The 26,050-nt window shown below is 69.3% G+C and carries 22 protein-coding genes and 2 pseudogenes; 10 read left to right on the forward strand and 14 right to left on the reverse strand.

Features of this window, described 5'->3' with window-relative positions:
- Nucleotides 1-19 precede the first annotated feature (19 nt).
- A complete protein-coding gene (locus tag FHR84_RS05130; RefSeq protein ID WP_179534222.1) occupies nucleotides 20-862 on the reverse strand; it encodes a sugar phosphate isomerase/epimerase family protein in 843 nt (280 codons plus the stop codon).
- Complete coding sequence (locus FHR84_RS05135) at nucleotides 859-2,022, reverse strand: DUF993 family protein (protein WP_179534223.1); 1,164 nt, start codon at nucleotides 2,020-2,022, stop codon at nucleotides 859-861. The genes FHR84_RS05130 and FHR84_RS05135 overlap by 4 nt, the downstream gene beginning before the upstream one ends.
- A 141-nt stretch (nucleotides 2,023-2,163) precedes the next feature.
- On the opposite strand from FHR84_RS05135, the gene FHR84_RS05140 reads away from it, so the two are divergent.
- Entirely contained in the window at nucleotides 2,164-3,195 is a 1,032-nt protein-coding gene (locus FHR84_RS05140) for a LacI family DNA-binding transcriptional regulator (RefSeq protein WP_179534224.1), read from the forward strand.
- Between the two features lie 184 nt (nucleotides 3,196-3,379).
- Here FHR84_RS05140 and FHR84_RS05145 read toward each other — a convergent pair whose 3' ends face one another.
- The 9 genes and pseudogenes from FHR84_RS05145 to FHR84_RS05185 form a co-directional block, all read right to left on the reverse strand.
- Nucleotides 3,380-4,474 (reverse strand): ABC transporter ATP-binding protein, encoded by a 1,095-nt coding sequence (locus FHR84_RS05145; protein ID WP_179534225.1) that lies wholly within the window; start codon nucleotides 4,472-4,474, stop codon nucleotides 3,380-3,382.
- A gap of 153 nt (nucleotides 4,475-4,627) precedes the next feature.
- Complete coding sequence (locus FHR84_RS05150) at nucleotides 4,628-5,779, reverse strand: Gfo/Idh/MocA family protein (RefSeq protein WP_179534226.1); 1,152 nt, start codon at nucleotides 5,777-5,779, stop codon at nucleotides 4,628-4,630.
- A gap of 145 nt (nucleotides 5,780-5,924) precedes the next feature.
- Nucleotides 5,925-6,569 (reverse strand): hypothetical protein, encoded by a 645-nt coding sequence (locus tag FHR84_RS05155; protein ID WP_179534227.1) that lies wholly within the window; start codon nucleotides 6,567-6,569, stop codon nucleotides 5,925-5,927.
- Between the two features lie 10 nt (nucleotides 6,570-6,579).
- The gene (locus FHR84_RS05160; RefSeq protein ID WP_179534228.1) at nucleotides 6,580-7,446 is read right to left on the reverse strand and encodes a carbohydrate ABC transporter permease; all 867 of its coding nucleotides are present in this window, start codon (nucleotides 7,444-7,446) and stop codon (nucleotides 6,580-6,582) included.
- A 2-nt stretch (nucleotides 7,447-7,448) separates the two neighbouring features.
- The gene (locus FHR84_RS05165; RefSeq protein ID WP_218861972.1) at nucleotides 7,449-8,420 is read right to left on the reverse strand and encodes a carbohydrate ABC transporter permease; all 972 of its coding nucleotides are present in this window, start codon (nucleotides 8,418-8,420) and stop codon (nucleotides 7,449-7,451) included.
- On the reverse strand, nucleotides 8,417-9,727 hold the full coding sequence (locus FHR84_RS05170) for an ABC transporter substrate-binding protein (protein WP_179534229.1): 1,311 nt from the start codon (nucleotides 9,725-9,727) through the stop codon (nucleotides 8,417-8,419). Before FHR84_RS05170 ends, FHR84_RS05165 begins: the two co-directional genes overlap by 4 nt.
- Nucleotides 9,727-10,479 carry a cupin domain-containing protein gene (locus FHR84_RS05175; protein ID WP_179534230.1) on the reverse strand — a complete coding sequence of 251 codons (753 nt, stop codon included), beginning with the start codon at nucleotides 10,477-10,479 and terminating at the stop codon, nucleotides 9,727-9,729. The genes FHR84_RS05170 and FHR84_RS05175 overlap by 1 nt, the downstream gene beginning before the upstream one ends.
- Before the next feature lie 8 nt (nucleotides 10,480-10,487).
- Nucleotides 10,488-11,405 carry a DUF6807 domain-containing protein gene (locus FHR84_RS05180; RefSeq protein ID WP_179534231.1) on the reverse strand — a complete coding sequence of 306 codons (918 nt, stop codon included), beginning with the start codon at nucleotides 11,403-11,405 and terminating at the stop codon, nucleotides 10,488-10,490.
- Nucleotides 11,402-12,505: pseudogene (locus FHR84_RS05185) on the reverse strand (Gfo/Idh/MocA family protein); the annotation flags it as partial. The gene FHR84_RS05180 and the pseudogene FHR84_RS05185, both read right to left, overlap by 4 nt.
- Before the next feature lie 333 nt (nucleotides 12,506-12,838).
- Here FHR84_RS05185 and FHR84_RS05190 point away from each other — a divergent pair.
- Nucleotides 12,839-13,906: a hypothetical protein gene (locus tag FHR84_RS05190; RefSeq protein WP_179534232.1), complete on the forward strand. Its 1,068-nt coding sequence runs from the start codon at nucleotides 12,839-12,841 to the stop codon at nucleotides 13,904-13,906.
- The gene (locus FHR84_RS05195; protein WP_179534233.1) at nucleotides 13,834-14,259 is read left to right on the forward strand and encodes an Orn/Lys/Arg family decarboxylase; all 426 of its coding nucleotides are present in this window, start codon (nucleotides 13,834-13,836) and stop codon (nucleotides 14,257-14,259) included. The genes FHR84_RS05190 and FHR84_RS05195 overlap by 73 nt, the downstream gene beginning before the upstream one ends.
- A gap of 87 nt (nucleotides 14,260-14,346) precedes the next feature.
- Here FHR84_RS05195 and FHR84_RS05200 read toward each other — a convergent pair whose 3' ends face one another.
- The gene (locus tag FHR84_RS05200; RefSeq protein ID WP_179534234.1) at nucleotides 14,347-14,805 is read right to left on the reverse strand and encodes a DUF2690 domain-containing protein; all 459 of its coding nucleotides are present in this window, start codon (nucleotides 14,803-14,805) and stop codon (nucleotides 14,347-14,349) included.
- A gap of 252 nt (nucleotides 14,806-15,057) precedes the next feature.
- The gene (locus tag FHR84_RS05205) at nucleotides 15,058-15,765 is read right to left on the reverse strand and encodes a FadR/GntR family transcriptional regulator (RefSeq protein ID WP_179534235.1); all 708 of its coding nucleotides are present in this window, start codon (nucleotides 15,763-15,765) and stop codon (nucleotides 15,058-15,060) included.
- Nucleotides 15,766-15,920: 155 nt separating this feature from the next.
- On the opposite strand from FHR84_RS05205, the gene FHR84_RS05210 reads away from it, so the two are divergent.
- Genes FHR84_RS05210 through FHR84_RS05220 form a run of 3 tightly spaced genes read left to right on the forward strand, consistent with a single transcriptional unit; the run spans nucleotide 15,921 to nucleotide 18,831 of the window.
- The gene (locus tag FHR84_RS05210) at nucleotides 15,921-16,688 is read left to right on the forward strand and encodes a (Fe-S)-binding protein (protein ID WP_179534236.1); all 768 of its coding nucleotides are present in this window, start codon (nucleotides 15,921-15,923) and stop codon (nucleotides 16,686-16,688) included.
- Nucleotides 16,685-18,211, forward strand: coding sequence for a LutB/LldF family L-lactate oxidation iron-sulfur protein (locus tag FHR84_RS05215; protein WP_179534237.1), 1,527 nt, complete (start codon nucleotides 16,685-16,687; stop codon nucleotides 18,209-18,211). The genes FHR84_RS05210 and FHR84_RS05215 overlap by 4 nt, the downstream gene beginning before the upstream one ends.
- Nucleotides 18,208-18,831, forward strand: a complete 624-nt coding sequence (locus FHR84_RS05220) for an LUD domain-containing protein (RefSeq protein WP_179534238.1) — start codon at nucleotides 18,208-18,210, stop codon at nucleotides 18,829-18,831. The genes FHR84_RS05215 and FHR84_RS05220 overlap by 4 nt, the downstream gene beginning before the upstream one ends.
- A 31-nt stretch (nucleotides 18,832-18,862) precedes the next feature.
- Here FHR84_RS05220 and FHR84_RS05225 read toward each other — a convergent pair whose 3' ends face one another.
- Nucleotides 18,863-21,061, reverse strand: a complete 2,199-nt coding sequence (locus FHR84_RS05225; RefSeq protein ID WP_179534239.1) for a tetratricopeptide repeat protein — start codon at nucleotides 21,059-21,061, stop codon at nucleotides 18,863-18,865.
- Nucleotides 21,062-21,469: 408 nt separating this feature from the next.
- Here FHR84_RS05225 and FHR84_RS22250 point away from each other — a divergent pair, with 408 nt between their 5' ends.
- The 4 genes and pseudogenes from FHR84_RS22250 to FHR84_RS05245 all read left to right on the forward strand — a co-directional run bounded on the left by FHR84_RS22250 (nucleotide 21,470) and on the right by FHR84_RS05245 (nucleotide 26,019).
- Complete coding sequence (locus FHR84_RS22250) at nucleotides 21,470-22,849, forward strand: SGNH/GDSL hydrolase family protein (RefSeq protein ID WP_179534240.1); 1,380 nt, start codon at nucleotides 21,470-21,472, stop codon at nucleotides 22,847-22,849.
- A gap of 190 nt (nucleotides 22,850-23,039) precedes the next feature.
- Nucleotides 23,040-23,584 (forward strand): annotated as a pseudogene (locus FHR84_RS23125) (MaoC family dehydratase); the annotation flags it as partial.
- A gap of 224 nt (nucleotides 23,585-23,808) precedes the next feature.
- Entirely contained in the window at nucleotides 23,809-25,092 is a 1,284-nt protein-coding gene (locus FHR84_RS05240; protein WP_179534241.1) for a cytochrome P450, read from the forward strand.
- A 162-nt stretch (nucleotides 25,093-25,254) separates the two neighbouring features.
- Nucleotides 25,255-26,019 carry an alpha/beta fold hydrolase gene (locus FHR84_RS05245; RefSeq protein ID WP_179534242.1) on the forward strand — a complete coding sequence of 255 codons (765 nt, stop codon included), beginning with the start codon at nucleotides 25,255-25,257 and terminating at the stop codon, nucleotides 26,017-26,019.
- Nucleotides 26,020-26,050 lie beyond the last annotated feature (31 nt).

Raw genomic sequence — 26,050 nt, forward strand, 5'->3', positions numbered from 1 at the left:
GGGACCTGTCGGAGCCCGGTTACCGGGGACGTACCAGACGCCGGTACCTGTCGACGGTCGTTTCAACGACTTCGCGGGGCGGCCGGGACCACACTTCCTCGTTGAAGATCTCGACCTCCACGTCGCCCGAGTAGCCGGTCTGCCGGACAGCGGTGTCGATCGGGGCGAAGTCGATGTGACCGTCGCCCATCATCCCCCGGCCCAGCAGGACGTCGGCGGGCAGCGGGGTCAGCCAGTCGCACACCTGGAAGGAGGCGATGCGCGAACCGGCCCGCTCGATCTGTTCGAACAGTCGTGGGTCCCACCAGACGTGGAAGGTGTCCACCACGACTCCGACCTGTTCCACGGGAAACGGTTCGGCCAGTTCGAGGGCCTGGTCGAGCGTGGACAGCACCGCGCGGTCGGCGCAGTACATGGGGTGCAGCGGTTCGAGGGCCAGTCGCACCCCGTGCCGCTCCGCGAGGGGAGCCAGTTCCGCGAGTACCTCGGCGACCCCCCTGCGTGCCGCCGCCAGGTCCTTCGACCCCGGGGGGAGGCCTCCCACGACCAGCACCAGGCACGGGGCCTCGAGCTCGGCCGCCTCCTCGAGGGCCCGCCGGTTCTCCGACAGCGACTCGCGTCTGCGCTCGGGCGAGTCGGCGGTGAAGAAACCGCCCCGGCACAGCGAGGAGACCCGCAGCCCCGCCGATTTCACCAGTCGGGAGGCTTCGCCCACGCCGATTTCGTGGATCGACTCGCGCCAGAGGCCCACAGCGGGGACGCCCGCTGCCACGCACTCGTCGACGACTTCGGGCAGCGAGCTGTTGTTCAGCGTCTTCTGGTTGATCGAGAGATCGGCCGGTGTGGTGTCTTCGTCGGTCAACGAGGCACCCCCGCAACGTCGAGCAGTTCGCGCATTCGTGTCACGGCCAGCTCCGGGTCGGGGAACAGGCCGGCCAGGTCCGCGAGCCGGAAGGTCTCGGCGAGGTGGACGATGCCGCGTCCGCTCTGCAGCCCACCGACCATGGTGAACCCGGGTTGGTGCCCGCTGAGCCACGCCAGGAAGGCGATTCCGGTCTTGTAGTAGTAGGTGGGGGCGGAGAACAGGTGCCTGGCCAGCGGAACCGTCGGGGCCAGCGCCTCGTCGAAGGTGATCTCGTCCCCGTTGTCCAGCGCGCGCAGCGCGGCGGACGCCGCGGGGGCGATCGCGGCGAACACCCCGAGCAGCGCGTCGCTGTGGCTCCCGTTCTCCCCCTTGATGAGTCGCGGGTAGTTGAAGTCGTCCCCGGTGTAGAGGCGCACTCCTTCGGGGAGCCGGGAACGCAGGTGGATCTCGTGCTCGAGGTCCAGCAGCGACACCTTCACTCCCTCGATCCGGTGGGAGTGCGCGTGCAGGATCTCCAGCAGCGTCTCGGTGGCCTCGGTGATGTCCGTCGATCCCCAGTAGCCTTCCAGCGCGGGGTCGAAGGCCGGCCCGAGCCAGTGCAGGATCGCCGGGTGCTGCACGTCTTCGAGCAGGCGGTTGTAGACCTCGTGGTAGTCGGCGGCGCCGCGCGCACCCGCGGCGAGTTGCCTGCTCGCCATCAGGATCACCCGCGCGCCCGCCCGTTGGGTGAACTCGAGCTGCTCCGCGTAGCCCGCGGTGATCTTCTCCGGGTCGGTGACGTCGGGGGGCAGGTGGTCGGTTCCGACACCGGCGGCGATGCGTCCGCCGACCTCGTTCGCCTCGGCGGCGCTGCGGTTGATCAACTCGCGGGTGGCGGTCCAGTCCAGTCCCATGCCGCGTTGTGCGGTGTCCATGGCCTCGGCGACTCCGAGGCCGTGGCCCCAGAGATGCCTACGGAAGGCCATTGTGGACTCCCAGTCGACATCGGCGGGGGCTCCCGGCGCGTTGTCGCCGAGGGGATTGCCCACGACGTGGGCGGCCGCGTAGGCGACGCGGCTCCGGGGTGGGGCGGGCTCGACCGGCCGGGGGATCGGTTCGTTCAGCCGGTGGGTGACGAGCGAACCGTCCGCACCGGGCAGTTGGATGGTGTACGACACGGAAACCTCGAAAGAATTCGGAAAGCGTTTTCCGGAGCTTAGGTGGGAGGACAGCGTGAACGCAAGAAAACAGCGGGAGCTTTCCCGGGAAGGCTTCTCCCGAGCAGGTAGTATCGGAGCACTTCGAGTTAGGGAGGACTGATGCCGCGCGGTTCCGGCAAGGTGAATCTGGTCGACGTGGCGCGCCAGGCCGGTGTGTCGCTGGCGACCGCGTCGCGGGTTCTCAACGGAAGCACCCGCAGCGTCGGTACCGACCTGCGGGAGCGCGTCCGTCAGGCCGCGGCCAGGTTGGACTACTCTCCTAGCGCGCCCGCGCAGGCCATGGCCCGCGGTGGAACGGATGTCGTGGGGCTGGTGGTTCCCGACATCGCCGATCCGTACTTCTCGACGATCGCCGCCAGCATCGTCCGCACCGCCGAGCCCCACGGCCTGATCATCAACCTCGCCAGCACCGAGCGTCGTTTCGAGCGCGAGGCCGAGTACGTGGCCTCGCTGCGCCGGCAGCAGGCGCGCGGCATCGTCCTCGTCGGGAGCCGCACCACCAGCGACGAGGAGCTGGAGTCGTTGCGAGCGGAGATCGAGGCCTACACGGCCGCGGGAGGGCGGGCCGCCGCCATCGGACAGCACAAGCTGCCGGCCGACACGGTGGTGGTGGAGAACCGTGCCGGGGCGTGCGCGCTGGCCGAGAAGCTCGTGGAGCTGGGGTACCGCGAGTTCGCGGTCCTCGCCGGTCCCGCCGACCTGATCACGGCGCGGGACAGGCTGGCCGGCTTCCGGCAGGGGCTGCGCGAAAGGGGGATCGAGCTGCCCCGCCGGAACGTGATCAACGGTGCTTTCACCCGGGACGGTGGCCACGAGGCCGCCTGCGAGCTGCTCGACCGGGAAAGCGGTGCGGAGTGCGTGTTCGCGGTCAACGACGTCATGGCGGTGGGCGCCCTGTCCGCGTTCCGCGAGCGTGGAGTGCGGCTGCCCGAGGACCTGGCCGTGGCCGGTTTCGACGACATCGCCAGCCTGCGGGACGTGTGGCCCTCGTTGACGACGGTGCGCATTCCGCTGGAACGCCTCGGGGAGGAGGCGCTCGGCTTCCTGCTCGACGAGCCCGCGGACAGGGCGAGGGTGCGTCGTTTCCGGGGAGAGGTGGTCGTGCGGGCCAGCACCCCGGGGATCGGTTGAGGGAGGTCCGCGGACCGCTCGGCGCGCGAGGGCCCGCCGTGGAGCGGGGCCGCCGTCCGACGGTGCGTGGCGGTCTGCCCCCCAGTGCGGAACCCGGTGGGGGAGAGGCGGGATGCGGGGCCGGGGAGTCCGCCCGGAGTTTCTTCCGGTGCCCGGCCGAAGCCCCTCCCCGCCGTCGTCGGGATCAGCTCGCCAGCCTTTCCCCGCTTCCGGCGTCGAACAGGTGGATCTCCTCGAGATCACGTACGGCCACGTTCACGGTCTCGCCCGGCGTGGGGGGAGTGCGTCCGTCCCCACGGATGATCAGCGGATCCCTGTTCGTGCTCGTGAGCGTCCGGCCGTGGATCAGGCAGTCGGCCCCCAGCTCCTCGACGAGTTCCACCTGCAGCGGCAGGCTGCCCTCCTCGGAGGAGACGAGGTGCAGCGACTCGGGGCGGATACCGATGGTGATCTCGGAGTCGTCGGACCGCCCGGAGGTCACCGCACGCGGGACCGGGATGGAGACCTCGTCCAGTTCCGCGCCCTCGGGGGTCAGCGGCACCGTTCTGAGGTTCATCGCGGGAGAGCCGATGAACCCGGCCACGAAGGCGTTGGCCGGGCGCTCGTAGAGCTCACGCGGGGTTTCGCACTGCTGCAGGACACCGTCGGCGAGGACGGCCACCCGGTGCCCCATGGTCATGGCTTCCACCTGGTCGTGGGTGACGTAGATGGTCGTGGTCCCGAGACGACGTTGCAGCGAGGCGATGTTGGCCCGGGTCTCCACCCGCAGTTTGGCGTCCAGGTTGGACAGGGGTTCGTCCATGAGGAACACGGACGGTTCGCGGACGATGGCGCGTCCCATGGCCACGCGTTGACGCTGCCCCCCGGACAGCGCTTTCGGCTTGCGGTCGAGATAGCTGGTCAGGTCCAGCAGTTCGGCCGCCTCCTCCACCCGACGCCGCACCTCCTGCTTGTGAATGCGCCGCAGTTTCAGGGCGAAGCCCATGTTCTCGGCCACGGTCATGTGGGGGTATAACGCGTAGGACTGGAACACCATCGCGATGTCCCTGGATTTCGGTGGCATCGTGGTCACGTCCACGTCGCCGATCTGCACGCCGCCCTCGTCGATCTCCTCCAGGCCGGCGAGCATGCGCAGCGCCGTCGATTTGCCCGATCCCGAAGGACCGACCAGAACCAGGAACTCCCCGTCGTCGACCGTCAGGTCCAAACCGTCGACCGCACGCACGGGCGGGGTTCCGCCGAACACCCGTGCGGCCTTGTTGTACGCGACCTGTGCCATCGGTCCTCCTCCTGAAGCTTTTCCGTTCGTTCGGTTGTTCGAGCTCGGGTGTCCTTCGGCGCTGCCCGCCTCGAAGGACACCCGGGCGGTCGGCGTCGCCGCGGGAGGGTCCGCCGAGCGACCACCTACGGCAACCGAGTCAACGAGTTCCTGTTAGCTGTCGAGACGGTCCAGAGGGATCCGCTGCCCGCTCTCGGAGGAGCGCAGTCCGGCTTCGGCGAGCTGGATTCCCCTGGCTCCGGCGAAGAAGTCGTAGCGGTGCTTCGCATCGCCGACCACGTCCCGCAGGAACTGCTCCCACTGGGCCTTGAACCCGTTGTCGAACTCCTCGTTGTCCGGTACCTCGGACCACTGGTCGCGGAAGGGCTCGGTGGCGGGAAGATCCGGGTTCCACACCGGTTTCGGGGTCATGGTGCGGTGCTGCAACCTGCATCCGCGCAACCCGGCGACCGCGCTTCCCCCGGTGCCGTCGATCTGGAACTCGACCAGCTCGTCGCGGTTGACCCGCACCGCCCACGAGGAGTTGATCTGGGCTATCGCGCCGCCCTCGAGCTCGAAGATCCCGTAGGCCGCGTCATCGGCGGTGGCCTCGTAGGCGAGCCCCCGTTCGTCCCAGCGCCGGGGAACGTGCGTGGTGGCCTTGGCCGTGACCGACTCGACCCGTCCGAACAGGTTCTCCAGCACGTAGTGCCAGTGGCAGAACATGTCGGAGACGATTCCGCCGCCGTCCTCGGAACGGTAGTTCCAGCTGGGACGTTGCGCGGACTGCCAGTCCCCTTCGAAGACCCAGTACCCGAATTCGCCGCGCACGGACAGCACTCGACCGAAGAATCCGCCTTCGAGCAGGCGGTGCAGTTTCAGCAGACCGGGCAGGAACAGCTTGTCGTGCACCACCCCGTGGCACACTCCGGCGTTCTCGGCCAGCCGGGCCAGTTCGAGTGCCTGCTCCGCGGTCTCAGAGACCGGCTTTTCCGAGTAGACGTGCTTGCCCGCCTCCACGGCCGAACGAAGTGCTTTCTGCCTGGCAGAGGTTATCTGGGAGTCGAAGTACACGTCCACGGAATCGTCGGACAGCACGGTGTCCAGTTCCGTGCTCCACTCGGGGACGTCGTGTTGCCGTGCGATTTCCGCGAGTTTTTCGGGCCTGCGGCCGATCAGCACGGGTTCCACGGTCACCCGTTCGCCGTCGGCGGTTTCGATGCCGCCCTGATCCCGGATGGCCAGCACGGACCTGAGCAGGTGTTGGCGGTACCCCATTCGCCCCGTGACGCCGTTGAGCGCGATACGTACCGTTTTCGTCGTCATATGAGCAGTGCCTCGATTTCTGCAGTGCTGTTTCTCGGTCAGCCGGGACCCGCCCGCCGAAGCGTGTTCGTGCGGAGGGGCGTCCGGTGTGCTTCTCGGTTTTTCCGCGTCCGGCCTTTCCCGGAGCGGGGAATCGTTGTTCGGCTCAACCGGTTTCGCGTGGTGAGGTCTCCGAGCCACGGCTAGGCCTGCGTTCCTCGACGGCCGTGGCGGCCAGGCTGAGCGGTCCCAGGATCAGCACTGCCAGGACGGGCAGCATCCACACGCACAGGGCGGACACGGCCAGGGCCCCGAGCAGCAGCACACTCCCGCCGGGATCGGTGGCGGTGGTCCGGGCGGCCGTTGTCAGCGCCGCGCGCCAGTCGTGCTCGGACTCGGGCAGTGCCACGGTGCGCAGCCCGACCGGTACCAGCGTCAACGCCACGAGGAAGAGGATCGCCGTGACGGTTCCCTGCCAGGGGAAACCGCTGCTCGTGCGCGTCAACAACAGGTCGAGCGCCAGCAGTGCTCCCGTGGCCAGCGCGAGCACCCCGGCGGTGAGGTCGGGGAGTGCGCGTTCGCCGCGCAGTCTCCGGAGGAATTGGCGCGCGTACCCGAGTCCCCCGGGGCCACGACCTCCTCGGGAGCGTGCCCGCAGTTGTGCACAGGCCGTCGAAACCGCGGCGGGGGCCGTCACCACGGGCAGCGACGCCAGCGTGGTGGCCACCCCGATGCCCAGCATGTCCGCGAACAGTTCGAAGCCGGGGCCGAACGGGCCGCGGTGCTGCTTCGGCTGTGATGTGGCGGTCATCGAAAAGAACTCACCCCTTCACACCGGAGCTGGCCATCCCCTGGACGAGGAATCGTTGGAAGGCCATGAAGAACAGCACGATGGGCAGCAGGGCGATCACCGACATGGCGAACATCGGACCGTAGGCCGACTGGCTGGAAGTGTCCACGAAGGAACGCAGTGCCAGGGTGATCGTGAACTTCTCCGGCTCGAACAGGTAGATCAGTTGCAGGAAGAAGTCGTTCCACGTCCAGATGAAGGTGAAGATGGCCGTGGTGATCAGCGCGGGCCTGCTCAGCGGAAGGATGATCCGGAAGAAGGTTCGGAAGGGACCGCAGCCGTCGAGCGTGGCGGCCTCGTCGAGCTCCTTGGGGATCCCGCGCATGAACTGGACGGTCAAGAAGACGAAGAACGCGTCGGTGGCGAGGAACTTCGGCAGGACCAGCGGCCAGAAGGTGTTCACCATCCCGAGCTGGTTGAACACGATGTACTGGGGGATCAGCACCGCGTGCTGCGGGAGCATGATCGTGGCCAGCATCAGCGCGAACAACGGTCCCCGCAGCGTGAACCGGAGACGGGCGAACGCGTAGGCGGCGAGGGAACAGCTGAGCACGTTGCCCAGCACGGCGCCGACGGAGATGATCAGGGAGTTCCCGATCAGCCTGAGGACGCTCACCCCGCCGACGCCCTCCAGCGCCGTGGCGTAGTTGCCCAGCTCGATCCTGCTCGGCAGCAGCCGCAGGCTCGATATCACCTCGTCGGCGGGTTTGAACGAGGTCGCGGCCAGCCATGCCAGCGGGTAGAGCATGACCAGCAGGACGGCCAGGCAGCCGACGTGCAGTCCGATGCGGCCCCAGTCGGGTCCGCGACCGGTGATGGATCCTCTGACGGCTACCATCGTCACCCCTTATCGTTGTAGAAGACCCAGGAGCGTGAACTGCGGAAGAGCAGCGCGGTCACGATGCCGATGACCACGAGCAGCACCCAGGCCATCGCCGAGGCGTATCCCATGTGTGATGCGGTGAATCCCCGGTCGTACAGGTAGAGCGTGTAGAACAGCGTCGAGTCCGCGGGGCCGCCGCGTCCCCCGCTGACGGTGAAGGCCGGGGTGAAGACCTGGAAGGCCTGGATGGTCTGCAGCACCAGGTTGAAGAACAGCACCGGCGAGAGCATCGGCAGCGTCACCGAGCGGAACCGCCGCAACCGTCCCGCGCCGTCCACTTCGGCCGCTTCGTACAGCTCGCCCGGGATCTGCTGAAGGCCCGCGAGGAAGATGACCATCGGGGCGCCGAACTGCCAGATCGTCAGCAGGGCCACCACCAGCAGGGCCCACCCCGGCTGGTTCACCCAGCCGCCCATGTTCACCCCGAACGAGGACAGCAGGTCGTCCACGGTGCCGCCGTCGTTGAACAGGGCGCGCCAGACCAGCGCGATGCTCATGCTCGCGCCGAGCAGCGAGGGGGCGTAGAAGGCCGAGCGGTAGAAACCCTTGCCGCGTCCGATGGAGTTCAGCGCCAGGGCCGCGGCCAACGCGGCCGCGAGCTGCAGCGGAACGGCCACCAGCACGTACACCAGGGTGTTCACCGCCGACCGCCAGTAGCGGGGGTCCTCGGTGAACATGTGCACGTAGTTGTCCAGGCCCACCCACTCGGGAGCGGTGAACAGGTCGTACTCGGTGAACGACAGGTACAGCGAGACCAGCATCGGGGTCAGCGTCAGCACCGCGGCACCGAGCAGCCATGGTGAGAGGAACACCCAGGCGGCGCCCTCGCGCTTCCGTTTCCGCCGTGTGCCCTCCGCTTCGGCGGGTTCGGCCGGTTTCTCGGCCCTCGGCTTCTCGCTCAGCCTCTGGTCAGGAGCTTCGACGTTCATTGCTGCAACTCCGATCTCACGCTGGTGAGGAACTGCTCGGCCATCCGCCGCGGTGTTCGGAGTTCGAAGCCCACGTGGTCGTAGTCGCGTTGGAAGGTCGTCTGCAGTGCGAGATCACCCGAGGGGGGAGCACTCGGCGGGTCGAGCAGCTTGCCCTCGAGACGTTGCTGGAAGTCGGCGATCCGTTCGTCCAGACCGCTCAGGGAGGGCGTGATGTCCTCGCGGATGTCCTGGTTGACCGGCATCCCGCGACTCACCCCGAGAACGTCGCCAGCCTCCGGATCGTTGATCAGGAAGTCGACGAGCTGCGAGGCTTCCTCCGGGTGGGCGCTGTTGGCGGAGACGCCGACGAGCATCGAGGGTTTGAAGTACTGCCCCGGTGTGCCGTCCGGACCGGAGGGCAGCGGGGCCAGCCGCAGGCTGTCACCGATCAGGGCCTGGAAACCGCCGACAGCGGAATCCCAGGTGATGCCCGATGCGGCGTTGCCGCGTCCGAAGGGCATGTTCGCCGCCGACCCGTCTATCTGCGTCGTCTGGCGTGCCGGGCTGACCGCGCCCCGCTGGCTGAGCCCGTTCGTGAAGCTCCAGAACTTCGCGAGATCGCTCTTGTCGAAGCCGAGTTCACCGCTGTCGGTGTAGAGGCTCTTGCCCCTGCCGCGCAGCCACACCTCGAACCAGTCCTCGCTCCACCCGGGATCGGTGGAGCCCGCTTGGCCCGTGTTCTCGTTCAGTTCGCGCATGGCCGCGCTCCAGTCCCGCCACGTCCAGTCGAGACGCGGCTCGGACACGCCGACCCGCTGCCACTCGGCGGAGTCGTAGACCAGCACCTGCGAGGTCCGGCCCATCGGGATCGCGTACTGCGTTCCACGGACCTGGCCGGTGCGCAGCATGCCCGAGCCCACCTTCCCGGTGCCGACCTCGGGGCGGTCCCCGAGCGGGAGCAGCAACCCGGAGGAGGCGTACTGGCTGATCTGCCGGTAGTCCAGCTGCATCACGTCGGGGGCGTTCCCACCGGCGGCCTGGGTGGCCAGCTTCTGGATGTAGGAGTTGTAACTGGAGAACGAGGTCTGCACCTCGATGTTCGGATGGCGCTGTTCGAAGAGGTCGACGGCCTCGTTGGTGGCGGCCGCCCTGTCGGCGTTTCCCCACCAACTGAACTGCAACTCGACCTCGCCGCCCGCGGATCCGTTCGTTCCTGCGCCGCAGCCGGCCAGCAGACCGCACAGCGTCAGGACCGCGAAGGTCAGCGCTGAGGCCTTGATCCCGGTGCGGGGCAGCGTCCGCTGCTTCGGGGACTTGTCCGGCATCACTCGCCTCCGTAGGGAAGGGTCGTACCGGGGATCTCGTACTCGTCACGCAGGCCGCACACGCCGTACCCGTCCCGCCGTGACGGGTGGGCCAGACGGACCTCGGAGTTCTCCAGGTCGGCGGGATCGCCCTCGGCGAGTCGGTCCAGGCGGGCACCGGTGTGCTCGGCGGTGGCCAGCGCGCCGCGCCGCCACAGCTGCCGCCAGCGGTCCACTTCGGGACCCACCAGCCGGACGGCGGCCCGGTGGAACTCGCGCAGCGGTCCGGCATCGCCCGCGCGCAACGACTCGCGCAGCGCCAGGTACCCGGAGACGGCGAGGTCCCTGCGCCGGTGAGCGGCGGCTCGCGTCTCCTGCTCGTCCGCATCCCGTGGGATGCTCGCGGCAGCGGAGTAGGAGTCCGGGTCGGCGAGCACCTCGGGTGGGAAGGTGAACACCGCGTCGCCCGCCTCGGGCAGGCCGCTGTTCTGCATCAGCACCGTGACCCGCAGGTCCTCGTGCTGCACCATCCGGTGCACCGTGCCGGGAGCGAACCAGGCCACGGCACCGGGCTCCAGTTCGTGCTCGCGGTATCCGTCCGTGCTCAACGTCTGCACCGCACCGCGGCCGTGGGTGACCACGTAGGCCTCGGTGCAGGCCAGATGCATGTGCGGGCTACCGCCGCCGAGTCCGTCCTCGGCGGGCCATTCGTAGGAACGCACGTGTGAGAGCCCGATCGATCCCGGAAGGGGAATGTCGGGGGGTTCGGTCATGACGTCTCCTACCAGGGATGTTCGTCGAGAGTTCTGTCGATTCGCTCGTGGTTCAGAGCGCCGTCGGCGATCAGGATTCGGTAGGTGTACTCGAAGCTTTCCCCGCCGGGAAGCTCGAACTCCTCGAAAAAGGCCCAGGAAATCGCCACGGCCGGTGTGGGGTCCGAACGCACGAACCAGTGCGATTCGTGCACGGACTCGGAGTTGCTCGGGCAGTGCTCGAACACGACCGTGGAATGCCCGTCGACCTCGTCGTGTTCGCCCGTGAAGGCCAACCAGCGGCCCTGCGTGCCCATCATCGCGTCGGCCCCGGTGGTGCCGGGGCCGCGCACCGCGCCGCCCGTGAACTCCCGCGGGCCACGCCAGTGCAGTCCCGTGTAGCCGGCCATCTCGCGGCCCTCGGTCGTGGGGCTTCCGAAGCGCAGCGGCGCGTCGCACGTGTTGGTCAGCCGGATGGACCAGTCCAGCGCCCAGGTGCCGTTCGCGGGGTCGACGGAGTGCGCGCGCAGCTCGCGACGTTCGAGGGCCCACGGGTCCCCGCCGTTGTTCAGCCAGCGCAGGTTCTCGACGAAACGCAGTTCGTCCGGGTGCGCCTCGAAGGCCTCGAAACCCTCGTGGCGCATGGAGCCGACCCGCTCGGGCAGTGCGAGATACCCCTCACCGCGCACGTAGGTGTTTCCGCCCCAGAAGTTCTGTCCGGAAACGTGGCTGGCGGTCATCTGCAGCCCCTTGTGCCAGCGGTGGTCGTTCGGCCGGTATCCGGTCACCGTGTTTCCGGCAAGGGTGCGCAGGGGGTGCACGTAGGGCTTCTGGGACTCGAACTCGCCCGGGTCCGGTTTGTACACGTAGGTCATGAGCTCGGTCCGGCCGGATTCGACGGTGATGCTCTCGCCGTGCCGGTGCGTCACCGTGATGGGGTGACTCATGTGGTGCTCGCCTTTCCCCGCTGGATCAGTTTCTCCGGGCTCCCGCCGTGGATCACCGTGTAGTAGGGGTCGTCCGGGTCGATCTCCGTGGCGGAGACCGCGCGGCCGGTGGCCGCCGACTTGTAGAGCGCGGTGAGCAGTTCCAGGACGAGGCGTCCGTCCCGTCCGCTGCAGGGGGGGCGCTTTCCCGTCCGCATCGCCGTGACCAGTTCGCGCAGCATCCCGCGGTGGGAACTCGGCTCGTCGCGTTCGGGGGTGCGCCAGCGGGCGATCCGGGTCTCGTCGGTGACGTGCGGTGCCGGGGTGTAGTGCCAGTTCTCGTTGCCGTGCCCGTAGAGGTGGATCAGTTCGAGCGTGGCTTCCGAGCAGTCCAGGCGGATCCGGCTCGTCTCGTCCGGGGAGAGCACGCTGTTGACGATCGTGGCCAGTGTCCCGGAGGAGAACCGCACCAGCGCGGTGGAGACGTCCTCGGTGTCGATGTCGTGCCGCAGACGTCCGGTCATCGCCTGCACTTCCGTCCACGGCCCGAGCAGGTGCAGCAGCAGGTCGAGCTGGTGGATGCCGTGTCCCATCGCCGGGCCACCGCCCTCGGTTTCCCACTTGCCGCGCCAGGGCACGGAGAAGTACCGGGAGTCGCGGTACCAGGTGGTCTGGCAGTGCGCGACCAGCGGAGTGCCGAGTTCGCCGCTGGACAGCAGCGTGCCGGCGTGTTCGGTTCCCGAGCCGAAGCGCTGTTGGAAGACGAAGGAGGCGTACGGACCGTTCGTTCCTTCCGCGTCGACCATCTCGTCGTAGCCGGCCAGGGAGAGGCAGGGAGGCTTCTCGCACCACACCCAGGCGCCGGCCCGCAGTGCCTGTTTGACCTGTTCCACGTGGAGGGCAGGCGGGGTGCAGATGGACACGAGGTCCGGTTTTTCGGCGCTGAGCATCTCGTGCGGGTCGGTGTAGCCCCGCATCGTCCGGTTCTCCGCGCGGAAGGTCTCCAGTCGGGCGGGGTCGACGTCGACCGCGGCGACGAGGTCGATCTCGTCGTGCTCGGACAGTGCGGACAGGTGGTGTGTCGCCACGGCGCCGGTGCCGATGACGGCGGCGCGGAAGCGAGTGTTCGCGGGGGACGTGACTTTCTCCTCTCGTGGGCGTCGAGACGCCGCTCGCCTCGAACGAAAAGTTGGAAAGCGCTTTCTAGTGCGGGAGACATTAACCCGCTTGTAACGCTTGCCACAAGAGGAGCGTGCGGGTTCCTTCGGGCCGGGTGGGAGGTGCTCGTCAGCGTGTTCGAGTCAGTGCTGGTGAGAGGCTCGCCGGGCGAGGTGCCCTGCGCCGGTCCCGCCGGTGCTCCGGAGGGGAAGGGTTCGGTTGCGGTGGGGTTGCCCGGGCGGGTGTGGCAGGGCGAGCGCGGTTTCCGGTCGCACCGTCAGCGGGGTGTCAGTGACATGTCCGTCTCCGTGTCCCGGTTCGGTTCCCTGCTCGACTCGTCGGGGCCGATCGGTGCGGGCGAGCGGAAGGCCGCGGGGGTTTTCGCCGCTGACGAGACCTTTTTCTTCCTCAACGGCAGTTCCGGGGCCAATCGTACGATCATGCACGGTTGCGTTGCTCGAGGCGAGAAGATCCTGGTGGACCGCAATTGCCACAAGTGCGTGTGCGACGGGATCACGCTGACCGGTGCTCGGCCGGAATACCTTCCCGCTCAGCGCAACGGGTACGGGTTGCCCGGCCCCGTTCTCCCGGGGGCGCTTTCCCGTGAGACCGGGAGAACGGAGGGGGCGACCTACGCCGTCGTCACGAATTCCACCTACGACGGGTTCTGTTACGACACGAACCGGGCGGCGGACTCGTTCGCCGCCTCGGTACGGGACCTGCACTTCGACGAGGCCTGGTTCGGCCACGCCGCTTTCCTCCCCCTGTACAGGGGGAGGTATGCCATGGCGGTTTCCCGCGGAGAGGACGATCAGCTGATCTGCTCAGCTCAGTCCGCCCACAAGGTGCTCGCCGCGCTCTCACAGAGCTCCATGATCCATGTTCGTGCTCGTCGTGGTCGTGTCGACCGGCATCGTTTCAACCTCACCTACGCGATGCACGCCTCCACCTCCTCGTCGTATCCGATGCTCGCCGGGCTCGACGTCGCGGCGACTATGTTGGAGGGGGGGTCGGGCCCCGTGCTGATCGACGACGTCGTGCGCGAAGCTGTCCGGTTCCGGCAGGGCGTTTCCGCGAAAGCGGAGACGGCTCGACGGGAGGACGACTGGTTCTTCGACATCTGGCAACCACCCGAGGTGGCCGACCCCGTGGACGGGAAGCGGTACTCGTTCGGCAACGCGCCCGCTGAGCTGTTACGCACGGTCCCCGATTGCTGGGTGCTGGATCCTGCGGAGGACTGGCACGGCTTCTCCGGGGTGGAGATCTGCTCTCAGAGGTGGTGTCCGGACTGGTGGACGAGTACCCGGACCACTACCGTGGTGTCACTCTGCCCGGCCTCGCGGCCCGGACGCAGGATCACTTGAGGCAGTGGGATCTACCGGGACGGTTGAAGGATGCCTGTTCCTGTCTTCCACGGCGGTGCCGCACCCCCGCCGAGGCGCATGATGAGCTGGTGCGCGACAGGCTGCGTCGGGTACCGCTGGAAAAGCTGCACCACTCCGTGGCGGCCAGCATGGTGGTTCCCGTGCCGCCGGGGGCGCCGATTCTGATGCCCGGCGAGGCCACCGGACCGCGCCGCGGTGCGTTCACCGGCTACCTGTTCGGACTGCGTGATTTCGATCGGAGTTTTCCGGGGTTCGAACACGACGTGCGCGGTTTGACGAGGGATCGCTCGGGGGAGTACTGGATCGACTGCCTTCGGGATGCGTCCGGGTGATTCCGGGATATCTCGGAGAGGGAATCGAGAACGCGTGTGGGCGAGCCGTTCGGATCCGCTCGGCGCGGATCCGAACGTGGCAGTTGTTCAGCAGCCGCTCGAGTTCACCACGGCGTCCCAGTCGCCGTAGTTCCAGTCGGCGGCGCCGATCCCGCAGTTGTCGCCGGGGGAGTAGATCATGTTGCTCCAGTGCGTTCCTGCCGCCGAGGAGGCGTAGTAGGAGAATCCCTCGGATCGGTCGTGGTCCTCGACGCGCATTTCCAGTTTGCCGTCGGAGCGACTGCTTCCTCCCGCGTAGTTGCCGACGTAGAGCCAGTTGGTCTTGCAGGTGGTGGAGTAGCGCAGCTTGAAGGTGCCCTTCGAGGAGCTGACGGTGTCGACGGTGATGGCGCTGTCGTCACAGCCCGTTCGAGCCGGGTCGAGATCGTCGCAGCCCGCGCCGCCGCAGGTGGCCGGGGTGGAAGCAGCTTGGGCCGAAGTCGCCGGTGCGGCCAGCGGAACGAGGAGGACGGCGAGAGGCAACGCCGGGAGGGCGAATTTGCGCATGACTACCAACTCCCGAGATTTCGAGGAACCGGAATGGGGCGAGCGTTCTCGCGGGGAGCACATCGATTCGGATCTCCCGTGTCCCGGTGAGGACGTTCCGGATCATCATGCGCCCGAATCTCGGGGGGTTCCAGGGCGGTTTCCGTTCTGAACCCGTTCGGAGCAGGAAATTCAACCTTTTAGTTCCCGCCCCGAACGAGGTGTTGCGGGAATTCTCCCGCCGGTGACCGTGTTTCGGTTTTCCCGGGGCGTTCATTCCTCCGGGGCGGCCGCGGCGTAGTAGCCCCTGATGTGGTCGGCCACGCGCTCACCGGCCAGGCCGGCGGCGCCGTCGCGCACGGCGGCGGTGATCGCCCTGTGCTCCGCGCGCAGCCGGTTCGCGGTGTCCTCCCAGGAGCCCAGGGCGTCCGCGATCCGCCCGGTGTAGGTCTCGATCGAGTCCCGCAGTCCGCTCATCATCGCGGTCACCACCTGGTTTCCCGCCGCCCGCGTCAGCGTGAGGTGGAACTGCGCGTCGAGCGCGAGGAAGTCCTGCCGGGACAGTTCGGGATCGTCCATCGCGTCGAGCAGTTCTTCGGCCTCGGACAGGTCCACCGGCTCCGGGCGGGCGGCCAGCTCGGACACCGAGGAGGTCTCCAGGACCACCCGGGTGCGGACCACGTCCGGCACCGGGAAGCCCTGCCCCGCCACCTGCAGCCGCATCAGGGCGCTCATTCCGCCGGTCGGGCGGGTGAGGATGATCGCTCCCGCATCCGGGCCGGATCCGGTCTGCGCGCGCAGCACCCCCAGCGCCTCCAGCACGCGCATCGCCTCGCGCACCGAGGAACGCCCGACGTTGAGCTCGCCGGCCAGGGCGCGTTCGCCCGGGACTCGCTGTCCGGGGGTGAGCCTGCCGTTGAGCAGGTCGGACTCGATGTGTGCGAGTACTCGTTCCCAAGCGCGCGGAGCAGCGGTGGTCATGCGGCCGAGTCTATCGGCGTCGCCGCGTGGTCTCCCGCTGCTCGCGTCCGTTCGAGCGAGCACACTCGGAGAACGGGTGATCGTTCTCCCGACGGGGACTTCACGGTCGGTCGAAGGTGGCCTAGTGTGGTCAGACCACAGAGGGAAGGAAGGAAATGCGCGTCGCACTGTTCGCCACGTGTCTGGGCGACACCCTGTTCCCGGACGCGGTCAAGGCCACGGCCGTCCTGCTCACCAGGCTCGGGCAGGAAGTGGTGTTCCCGCCCGGCCAGACGTGCTGCGGGCAGATGCACGTCAACACCGGCTACCAGGCCGACGCGTTGCCGCTGGTGCGCAACTACACCGCGGACTTCGCCGACGAGTCGATCGACGCCGTGGTCGCGCCCTCCGGCTCCTGCGTGGGCTCGATCCGCCACCAGCACGCGATCGTGGCCGAGCGCTACGGGGACCGGTCCCTGCGCGAACGGGTGGAGCGGGCCGGCGCCAAGACCTACGAGCTGTCCGAGTTCCTCGTCGACGTGCTGGGGGTCACCGACGTCGGCGCGTACTTCCCCCACCGGGTGACCTACCACCCGACGTGCCACTCGCTGCGGATGCTGCGGGTCGGGGACAAACCGCTGCGGCTGCTGAAGCAGGTGCGCGAGATCGACCTGGTCGAACTGCCCGGTGCCGAGGAGTGCTGCGGTTTCGGGGGGACCTTCGCGCTCAAGAACTCCGAGACCTCCACGGCGATGCTCTCGGACAAGATGCGCGCGGTGACCACGACCGGCGCGGAGTTCTGCAGCGCGGGCGATTCCTCCTGCCTGATGCACATCGGCGGTGGGCTCTCCCGGCTGCGCACCGGGATCGGCACGGTGCACCTGGCAGAGGTACTCGCTTCCACCGAGCAGCGGGTCCGTCCGGAAGAGGAGGTTTCCGCATGAGCAGCGCGTTCCTCGGGATTCCCACCCCGCCGCCCCGGGCCCCGTACGCGACCGGGCACCTGCGCGGTGACCAGTCCTTCCCGGACGCGGCGCACACCGCGCTGGACAACACGCAGCAGCGGCGCAACCTGGGCAAGGCCACCGCGACGATCCGGGGCAAGCGCGACCGGATGGCCGACGAGCTGCCCGACTGGGAGGAGCTGCGTTCGGCGGGGGCGGCGCTCAAGGCGGATGTGCTGGCCCGGCTTCCCGAGCTGCTCGAGCGGTTCGAACGCGAGGTGACCGAGCGCGGGGGAGTGGTGCACTGGGCCCGCGACGCCGACGAGGCCAACGAGATCGTCACCCGCCTGGTGGCGGAGAAGGGCTCGGACGAGGTCCTGAAGGTGAAGTCGATGGCCACCCAGGAGATCGGGCTCAACGAGCACCTGGAGTCCGCGGGGATAGCGCCCGTGGAGACCGATCTGGCCGAGTTGATCGTCCAGCTGGGAGCCGATCGGCCCTCGCACATCCTCGTTCCGGCCATCCACCGCAACCGCGCGGAGATCCGGGACATCTTCCTGCGCGAGATGCCGGGGGTGGATCCGAACCTGGACGACGATCCGGTGCGGCTGGCCGAGGAGGCCCGCAAGTACCTGCGTTCCAAGTTCATGAGCACGCGGGTGGCGATCTCGGGGGCGAACTTCGGCGTGGCCGACACGGGCACGCTGAGCGTGGTCGAGTCCGAGGGCAACGGTCGGATGTGTCTGACCATGCCGGAAACGCTCATCACGGTGATGGGCATCGAGAAGCTCGTCCCGAGCTTCACCGATCTCGAGGTTTTCCTCCAGCTGCTGCCGCGTTCCTCCACGGGGGAGCGGATGAACCCCTACACCTCGATGTGGACGGGGGTGACAGAGGGGGACGGTCCGGGTGAGTTCCACCTGGTGCTGCTGGACAACGGGCGCAGCGCCACCCTGGCCGACGGTGTGGGGCGGGAGGCGTTGCAGTGCATCCGCTGCTCGGCCTGCCTGAACGTGTGCCCGGTGTACGAGCGCACCGGGGGCAAGGCCTACGGGTCGACCTATCCGGGGCCGATCGGCGCGGTGCTCACCCCGCAGCTGGCGGGGATGCACGAGTCGCGGGACGATCCGAACGCCTCGCTGCCGTACGCGTCGAGCCTGTGCGGGGCGTGCTACGACGTGTGCCCGGTCAAGATCGACATTCCTTCGCTGCTGGTGGAGCTGCGCCACCAGCACGTGGAGCAGAGCCGCTACACCGCCGAGGCCGCGATGATGCGGGCCTCCTCGCTGGCCATGTCCTCGGCCAAGCGTTTCACCAAGGCGCAGCGCGCGTCCCGGCTGGGCCGGGTGCTCGGGGGCGCGGACGGGCGGATCAGCGCTCTTCCGCCGCCGTTGAACGCCTGGACCTCCGCGCGGGATCTTCCCGCGCCCCCGAAGCGGACGTTCCGCGAGTGGTGGGACTCGGAGGACGGCCGGGAAGCGGTCCGGGCTGCCCGTCGCGAGGCGGAGCGAGGTGAGTCGTGAACGCGCGTGATGTCGTGTTGGGACGGGTGCGGGACGCGCTGGCCGCCGCGCCCCCGGAGCCGGTCACCGTTCCCCGCGATTACCGGGGGCGACGTGAGCTGCCCGACGAGCAGCGGATGGAGCTGCTCGTGGACCGGCTCGGCGAGTACCGGGCGGATGTGTACCGGTGTTCGGTGGCGGAGACTGCGGCCACGGTCGCCGAGGCTCTCGGGGACGTGCGGCTGGTCGCCGTGCCCGGCGGGCTGGACGGCTCCTGGACGGAGGAGCTCACCGGCCGGGTCGAGGTCGACTCGGCGGAGTTGCCCGTCCGGTGGTTGGAGGACGTGGACGGGGTGGTGACCTCCTCGGCGGTGACGTGCGCCGAGACCGGGACCGTCTTCCTGGACGCGTCGGCCGATCAGGGCAGGCGGGCGCTGACCCTGGTGCCGGATCTGCACGTGTGCGTGGTGGATCTGTCCTCCGTGGTCGTCGGTGTGCCCGAGGCGGTGGGCAGGCTCGACCCCGTGCGCCCGACGACCATGATCAGTGGCCCTTCGGCGACCTCGGACATCGAGCTGGACCGGGTCGAGGGGGTGCACGGTCCGCGCACGCTGCGCGTGGTGGTGCGAGTGGACGGCTGAGGTAGGAGGGCGGAGGAGTCGGCCCGCCAGCTCAGTCTCGCGGCGGTTCGCCGGGGGTGGTGTCACCGGGATGTTCACGGGCGAGGCTGTCCAGCCGCGCGCGCACCCGGTTCGCGCGCGGGTGGGAGGCCAGGCGGTACAACCGCTCGGCCTCCCTCCAGTGCCGCAGGGCCGTGGTGAGTTCGCCGCGCCGTGTCGCGAGCTCGCCGAGCTCGCCGAGGACGTCGGCCTGGTAGGTGGGCGAACCGGATTCGCGCATCACCGCCAGCGCCTCGGTCAGGCAGGTCTCGGCCGCGGCGAGCTCCCCGCGGCGGATGTGGAGATCGCCCCGGTCGGTCAGTGCTCTGGCGCGTCCACGGTGGTCGGAGAGCTCGGTCAGCAGCCCGAGCGCCCGGTCGAGGTTGACCGCGGCTTCGCCGTGGTTGCCCGTTTCCGCGAGCAGGGTGCCGATACGTCGGCAGCGCAGGGCGATGCCGCGCCGGTTGCCGGTGTTCTCGTCCAGCCGCAGGGCTCGCCGGAAGTAGCGCAGGGAGAGCTCGTGGTCGCCCCGGCCACGGGCCGCCTTCGCGAGTTGGGACAGCGCCGTGGAGATTCCGGAGCGGTCGAGGGAGGCTTCGGCCAGCCGCAGCGCCGGGGTGCAGAGTTCGATCACCGCGTCGAAGTGCTCCAGGTCGAGGTGGGCGAAGCCGAGCTGGCAGCGCAGGCGTGCTTCGGCGCGGTGGTGGCCGAGGCGGCGGGCCGCTTCGATGCCGAGGTGGTGCGAGTCGATCCAGTCGCGGTAGTGCTTGCGGTACAGGAAGAAGCTCCACATGGCTTCGCACAGCTGCCAGACCACCTCGTCCTGCCCGGTCCGGTGGGCCTCGGTGAGCACGGCCGCGAGGTTGGCGCGTTCGCGGTCGAACCAGTCGAGCGCCTCGGTAGCGCCGGACCAGGTGGGGCGGTGCGCGGCCTGCCGCGCGTGGTGCGGGCCGAGTCGTTGGCGTTGCGGCGTGATGACCAGGTCGGCCGCGGCGGCGCGGGTGAGGTACCAGTGGAGCGCGTGCCGCAGGGTCTCCGCGCGCGACTCGGGAGTGTCGGCGTGCTCGCCGGTCGTTCGCGCGTGGGCGCGGACGAGGTCGTGGAACCAGTAACGCCGGTCGGTTTCCTGGAGCAGGTGGGCTTCGCGGAGTTCGGCCAGGGTGGTGGTGTGGTCGGCGTCGTCGGGTTCGGCCAGGTGTCGCGCCAGTTCGTGGGGCAGGTCGGGGCCCGGGTGCTGGGCCAGGCGCCGGTAGAGCGTCGCCGCCCGGGCGGACAGACCGCGGTAGCAGGAATCGAAGACGGTGGACACCGACAGGTCCTCGGTGAGGGCGAGGGCGGCGAACCTGCTCTGCCGGTCGCGCAGCCGCGCGACCGTGTGCTCCAGCGTCCACTGCGGATGAGCGGCCAGGCGTGCGGAGGACACCGCCAGGGCCAGGGGGAAGCCGTTGCACAGTCTCACCAGGGCACGCGCGTTGTCGGGTTCCGCTTCCGTGCGCCGGCTGCCGAGGAGCCCGGAGATCACGCGCAGGCCGCTTCGCTCGTCGAGCGGGGGGACTTCCAGGAAGTGCGCCCCGTCCAGGGCCAGGCTGACCGGGCGTGTCCGGCTGGTGATCAGCAGGGCGCCCGTGGGGGAGTTCGGCAGCAGTGGGCGCACCTGCGCGGCGGAGACGGCGTTGTCCACGAAGACGACCAGGGACTTTCCCGAGGTCAGCGAGCGGTACCAGCTCAGCCGTTCGCCGACGTCCAGCGGGATCTCCTCCGCGGGCGCGCCCAGGGAGCGCAGCAGGTGCCCGAGGATGTCGGCCGCCGAGCGCGGGGTGTCCGCGGAGGGTGAGCTGCCTTCGACGAAGAGCTGTCCGCCGGGGAAGCGGGCGCGCTGCCGGTGCAGCCAGTGCAGCGCCAGGGTGGTCTTGCCGACCCCTCCGGGACCGCTGACGGAGATGAGCACGGGGTGTTCGGCCGTGTCCCGCAACCGGTCGTCCAGTTCGGCCTCTTCCGCTTCCCTGCCCACGAGCAGGTGTGGTTTCGGGGGAAGCTGCTGGGGCGCGGGCGGCGTGCCGGGGGAGTGGTCGTGCAGGTGCAGCCCGCCGTGGACGGTTCCGGCCTGGATCACGTTTCCCGACACCGGGCCGGAGAGCCCGTTGTCCGTGGTGGAGGGTGCGGGGCCGGTGGTGTGATTGTCGCGGTGAGCCGGTGTGTTCTCCCCTGGCACTGCTGCTGTCCCCCGAGTTCGCGGCACTACCGACTCCCGCCATGCAATCAGTGGAACGTTCCCGACGGATCCGCCATTCGCCTTGTTCGTGGGTAGTACTGGTCTCTCGACCGGACAAGCACTTCGCCCGGCGAGTCCGGAATTCGGGAGTTGCCGTGGTCATCGCCGCGGTCACGGGGCGGTGGGTTCGGTCGAGCGGTACCGCCGTGGCGGTGATGGGGGGCGGTGCCGGAATCGCTGTCGTCGGTGGACGCTCCACGGGTTTTCCCCGTCGAGGCGGTTGCGCGGGAACGCGGACGCGCGAGTCGGCCTGACCGGCTGCTCCTTTCGGGGGCGCAGTCTTGTTGTGCGCCGGCGCGGAGTGTTGGAATGCGCTTTCCAGAATTTGGCTCCCACCAGAGGGGAATCATGGCGCGAGCGCGGGAACCACGATCCACCAGAGGGCACCGGTCGTCGATCCTCCGGGCGGGCAGGTGCACCGAACGACCGAACGAGGACCTCGCGGAAACCTCCCCGCCCCGACGGGGCGGGCGGTTCTCCCGGCCGTTGCGCGCGGTGCTCGGCCTGGGCGCGGCGCTGGCTCTCGCGCTGCCGCTGCTGCCCGGAGCGGCAGCGGCGGGAGAGGACCACCACGGACATCGTCCGGAGTGGACGGCGAGCTGGGCGGCGAGCCCGGTGCGCGGCAGCGAGGTCCCCGGCTTCGAGTGCCCCGCGGGAGGGGGACTGCGGGGGCAGACCGTGCGCAACGTCGTGTTCCTCAGCACCGGTGGCCCCGGGGTGCGGATCCGCCTGACCAACGCCTTCGGTCAGGATCCCCTGCGAGTGGGTCGGGCCACGGTGGCCGTGCAGGGATCGGGGGCCCGAGCGGTCGAGGGGACGATGCGTGCGCTGACCTTCGACGGGCGCGAGCACACCACCGTCCCCGCGGGCGAGGAGGTGTTCAGCGACCCGGTCGCCCTGGACGTCGAGGCGCTGTCCACGCTGCTGGTCAGCGTCTACTACCCCGGATCGACCGGTCCGCTGACCCAGCACCCGTTCACCGCGCAGACCAACTACGTCGCCCAGGGCAACCGCAGCCACGAGCCCACGGGCGGTCACTACGGCACCACCACCTGCTGGATGGGAGTGAGCGGGGTCGACGTCGCCGCGGAACCACGTTCCGGGGGCGCGGTGGTCGCCTTCGGCGACTCCATCACCGACGGGGTCGACACCACCGTCGACGCGAACCACCGCTGGCCCGACTACCTCTCCAGGAGACTGCGCGCGGCCGAGGGAGGAACGGGGCTCTCGGTGGTCAACGCGGGGATCAGCGGAAACCGGCTGCTGGCCGAACGCCCCGGCAAGCCCTATTCCGGGGCCGCCGGACTCGACCGGCTCGAGCGGGACGCGTTCGGGCAGAGCGGGGCGGGGACGGTGATCCTGCTGGAGGGGATCAACGACATCTCCGACGACGCCACCGCCGCCCAGCTCATCGACGGCTACGAGCAGCTCGTGCGGCGAGCGCACCGCAACGGGATGCGGGTGCTCGGCGGCACGCTCACCCAGTTCAAGGGCTCTGTGGTGTGGACGCCCGAGCGGGAGCGCACCCGGCAGCGGGTCAACGAGTGGATCCGCGGCACCGAGCTCTTCGACGGCGTGGTGGACTTCGCCGCCGCCACCGCCCACCCCGAGGCCCCGCTGCGGCTGCGTCCCGAGTACGACAGCGGGGACGGGCTGCACCCCAACGACGCGGGATCCAGGGCCATGGCCGCAGCGGTGGAGCTGTCCGCACTGCACCAGCGGAACTGAGCACCCGCGCGGACCGCCCGGTGACCGCGCCGGGCACGCCGGTGTGGACGGTGCGGAACAGCTCCGTCCACACCGGCTCCGCGATCGCCGAGCGGAGCGGCGGGGTCTTCGAAGGCAGCGGTTCCGCGGGCGGGGATACACTGGCGCGGGCAGTGGTGACCACCCGACGAGGAGGGCGGCGAACCGGCCCATGAACGAGCACGAGCGAGCGGAGCCCGACACCGCCCCGGAGTCCCCGCGGCCGCGGGAGCGCACCGGCTGGCGGGGCAGGTTCTTCGAGGACTTCGACGTGGGCGACGTCTACCGCCACCCGCTGGGGCGCACGGTCACCGAGACGGACAACTCCTGGCTCACCCTGCTCACCCAGAACACGGCTCCGGTGCACTTCGGCCGGCACTACGCGGCCCGGACGGAGTTCGGCCGCCCGCTGGTGGACTCCACCTTCACCCTGGCGCTGGTGACCGGGCAGAGCGTCACCGACGTGTCCCAGAACGTGATGGCCAACCTGGGGACCGGATGCGGTTGCCCAACCCGGTGTTCGAGGGCGACACCGTGTACTCCGAGTCCGAGGTCCTGGAAGCGCGCCTCTCCGAGTCCAGGGAAGATGTGGGGGTGGTGCGGGTGCGCACCGTCGGGTTCAACCAGGACGGTGTCGTGGTCATCACCTTCGAGCGCACCCTGCTCGTCCACCGCAGAGGGCACGGCCCCGAGATGCGCTCGGTGCGGCCGGTGTGGACGAACGGGCGCGCAGGGCCGTCGCACCCGAGCAGTGAGAAAGCGCGGCGGTGCGTCGCCGCCCGAGGTGGGGGCACCCGCTCGCGGGCCTCTCCGGAGGTTCCGCTCAACGAGCACCTGCGACCGGGGAGAGCGGAGGACCTCGGTCAGGTGGAGTGATTCACAACACCGCCGGGCGGTGGCAGGCTGGCCGGTGACAGCGCGTCGTCCTCCGTGGAGGCCCGATGACCGGCACCCTGTCCGAACCGCCCGACGTCTTCGACCCCGGGGGCTACGCCCACGGCATCCCGCATCAGGCCTTCGGCTGGCTGCGGGAGAACCAGCCGGTGAGCTGGCAGCGTGAGCACGCGGTCGGCGACTGGCCCGCAGGCCCCGGGTTCTGGGCCGTCACCCGGCACGACGACGTGGTGCGGGTGCTGAAGTCCCCGGCGGAGTTCTCCTCCTGGCTGGGTGCCACCCAGATCCGCGACCCCGACCCGGCCGACCTGCCGTTCATCCGCCGCATGATGCTCAACCTGGACCCGCCGGAGCACAACAAGCTGCGCAGGGTAGTCAGCCGGGCTTTCACACCCCGCCGGGTCGAACGGCTGAAGGCCGACGTGGCCGCGCGGGCCCGCGACCTGGTCGACGGGGTGATCGAACGCGGCGAGTGCGACCTTCCTGCCGAGGTCACCGACGACTTCCCGCTGCTCAACCTGGCGGACCTGCTCGGGGTGCCCGAGTCGGACCGCGGAATGCTGCTGGAGTGGACCAACCGGATCATCGGTTACCAGGACCCGGAACACGCCGCGTCCGCGGTGGACTCCGCGGGCGAACCGGTCAACCCGCGCTCGCCGGAGCAGCTGGCCGACATGTTCGGTTACGCGCGCGAGCTCGCCGAGTACAAGCGTCGCCGGCCGGACGACGACCTGATGAGCGTGCTGGCCACCGCCGAAGTGGACGGGCGGGGGCTGTCCGAGGCCGAGCTGGAGATGTTCTTCTTCCTGCTGTCGGTGGCGGGCAACGACACCGTGCGCAGCGCGCTGCCCGGTGGGATGCGTGCCTTCGCCGAGAATCCCGCCCAGCGCAGAGCCCTGCTGGACGATCCGGGGCTGCTCGGTTCTGCCGTGGAGGAGACCCTGCGCTACCACCCGCCGGTGCTGAGCTTCCGCCGCACGGCCACCACCGATGTCGAACTCGCCGGGGTTCCCGTGCGGGAGGGGGAGAAAGTCGTGGTGTTCCACTGCTCGGCCCACTTCGATCCGCGGAAGTTCCCCCGGCCGCACGAGTTCGACATCCGGCGCGACCCCAACGAGCACCTGGCGTTCGGCGACGGGCCACACGTGTGCCTGGGGGCGCACTTCGCCCGGTTGCAGCTGCGCGTCTTCTACGGTGAAGCGCTGTGGCGGATGTCCGATCTCGAACTCTCCGGTCCGGCGCGCCGGTTGGTGTCGAACTTCATCAACGGGATCAAACACCTGCCGGTGCGATTCACCCCGGCGGCGAAGCGTTCGGGGGAGGCTGGGTGACAGTGTCACCCGTCCGCGGAATTGACCCCGTCGCGGCGGGAGAACAGGCTCGCGTGCGGACAACTCGAGAGCTCCTGACGGCGTGGTTCGTTCGGCACGGCGGTCCGCCCTCGGTGCTCCGCGCGAGACCCTGTTGCGAGTTCTGAACACTCGGGAGGCGAAATGGCGCACGCACTGCCCCACGACCGGGTCGGTTCCGGTGAGCACGCGGTGCTGGTGGTGCACAACTGGTTCGGCGACCGGAGTACCTTCGCCGGGTTGCACCCCTACCTGGACACATCCGAGTTCTCCTACGTGTTCGTGGACCTGCGCGGATACGGGCGGGCCCTCGAGCACGCGGGCGAGTACACGGTTTCCGAGGCGGCCGAGGACGTGCTGGCCACCGCCGACGCGTTGGAACTGCCCGAGTTCTCCGTGCTCGGGCACTCCATGGGCGGCATGATCGCCCAGCACGTGTTGATCAAGGCACCGAACAGACTGCGTTCCCTGGTCGGCGTCTCCCCCGTACCCGCCTCGGGTGTTCCGTTGGACGAGGAGAGCCGGGAACTGTTCACCGGGGCGGCGGAGAACCCGGTGAACCGCAAAGCCATCATCGACATGACCTCGGGAAACCGTCTCCCCGAGGCCTGGCTGGAGGCGGCCGTGCGCCGCTCGGTGGAACGCAGCGACAAGCGCGCCTTCCGCCGCTATCTCGACTCGTGGGCGGGAACCGACATCCACGAGCGGATCGAGGGCAGCGAAATCCCGGTGCTGGTGTGTGCGGGCGCGCACGACAAGGCGCTCTCGCCGGAGGTCATGCGGGAGACCTGGTTGCGCTGGTACCCGAACGCGGAGCTGGAGGTGTTCACCGACGCCGGGCACTACGCGCCGGAGGAGGTGCCGTTGGCGCTGATCGCCCGCATGGAGGACTTCCTCTCCCGTTCGTGACAGTCCGGGGCTTGTCGCGGTGAACGCCGCC

Source organism: Actinopolyspora biskrensis (assembly GCF_013408175.1).
Taxonomy (GTDB): Bacteria; Actinomycetota; Actinomycetes; order Mycobacteriales; family Pseudonocardiaceae; genus Actinopolyspora; species Actinopolyspora biskrensis.

What these genes read in the sequence shown, in the direction of transcription:
- FHR84_RS05245 (WP_179534242.1), top strand. Translation starts at nt 25,255, where the DNA reads ATGGCGCACGCACTGCCCCACGACCGGGTCGGTTCCGGTGAGCACGCG.
- FHR84_RS22250 (WP_179534240.1), top strand. Translation starts at nt 21,470, where the DNA reads ATGGCGCGAGCGCGGGAACCACGATCCACCAGAGGGCACCGGTCGTCG.
- FHR84_RS05140 (WP_179534224.1), top strand. Translation starts at nt 2,164, where the DNA reads ATGCCGCGCGGTTCCGGCAAGGTGAATCTGGTCGACGTGGCGCGCCAG.
- FHR84_RS05145 (WP_179534225.1), bottom strand. Translation starts at nt 4,474, where the DNA reads ATGGCACAGGTCGCGTACAACAAGGCCGCACGGGTGTTCGGCGGAACC.
- FHR84_RS05155 (WP_179534227.1), bottom strand. Translation starts at nt 6,569, where the DNA reads ATGACCGCCACATCACAGCCGAAGCAGCACCGCGGCCCGTTCGGCCCC.
- FHR84_RS05175 (WP_179534230.1), bottom strand. Translation starts at nt 10,479, where the DNA reads ATGACCGAACCCCCCGACATTCCCCTTCCGGGATCGATCGGGCTCTCA.
- FHR84_RS05240 (WP_179534241.1), top strand. Translation starts at nt 23,809, where the DNA reads ATGACCGGCACCCTGTCCGAACCGCCCGACGTCTTCGACCCCGGGGGC.
- FHR84_RS05210 (WP_179534236.1), top strand. Translation starts at nt 15,921, where the DNA reads ATGCGCGTCGCACTGTTCGCCACGTGTCTGGGCGACACCCTGTTCCCG.
- FHR84_RS05165 (WP_218861972.1), bottom strand. Translation starts at nt 8,420, where the DNA reads ATGAACGTCGAAGCTCCTGACCAGAGGCTGAGCGAGAAGCCGAGGGCC.
- FHR84_RS05170 (WP_179534229.1), bottom strand. Translation starts at nt 9,727, where the DNA reads ATGCCGGACAAGTCCCCGAAGCAGCGGACGCTGCCCCGCACCGGGATC.
- FHR84_RS05160 (WP_179534228.1), bottom strand. Translation starts at nt 7,446, where the DNA reads ATGGTAGCCGTCAGAGGATCCATCACCGGTCGCGGACCCGACTGGGGC.
- FHR84_RS05190 (WP_179534232.1), top strand. Translation starts at nt 12,839, where the DNA reads ATGTCCGTCTCCGTGTCCCGGTTCGGTTCCCTGCTCGACTCGTCGGGG.
- FHR84_RS05200 (WP_179534234.1), bottom strand. Translation starts at nt 14,805, where the DNA reads ATGCGCAAATTCGCCCTCCCGGCGTTGCCTCTCGCCGTCCTCCTCGTT.
- FHR84_RS05205 (WP_179534235.1), bottom strand. Translation starts at nt 15,765, where the DNA reads ATGACCACCGCTGCTCCGCGCGCTTGGGAACGAGTACTCGCACACATC.
- FHR84_RS05180 (WP_179534231.1), bottom strand. Translation starts at nt 11,405, where the DNA reads ATGAGTCACCCCATCACGGTGACGCACCGGCACGGCGAGAGCATCACC.
- FHR84_RS05215 (WP_179534237.1), top strand. Translation starts at nt 16,685, where the DNA reads ATGAGCAGCGCGTTCCTCGGGATTCCCACCCCGCCGCCCCGGGCCCCG.
- FHR84_RS05150 (WP_179534226.1), bottom strand. Translation starts at nt 5,779, where the DNA reads ATGACGACGAAAACGGTACGTATCGCGCTCAACGGCGTCACGGGGCGA.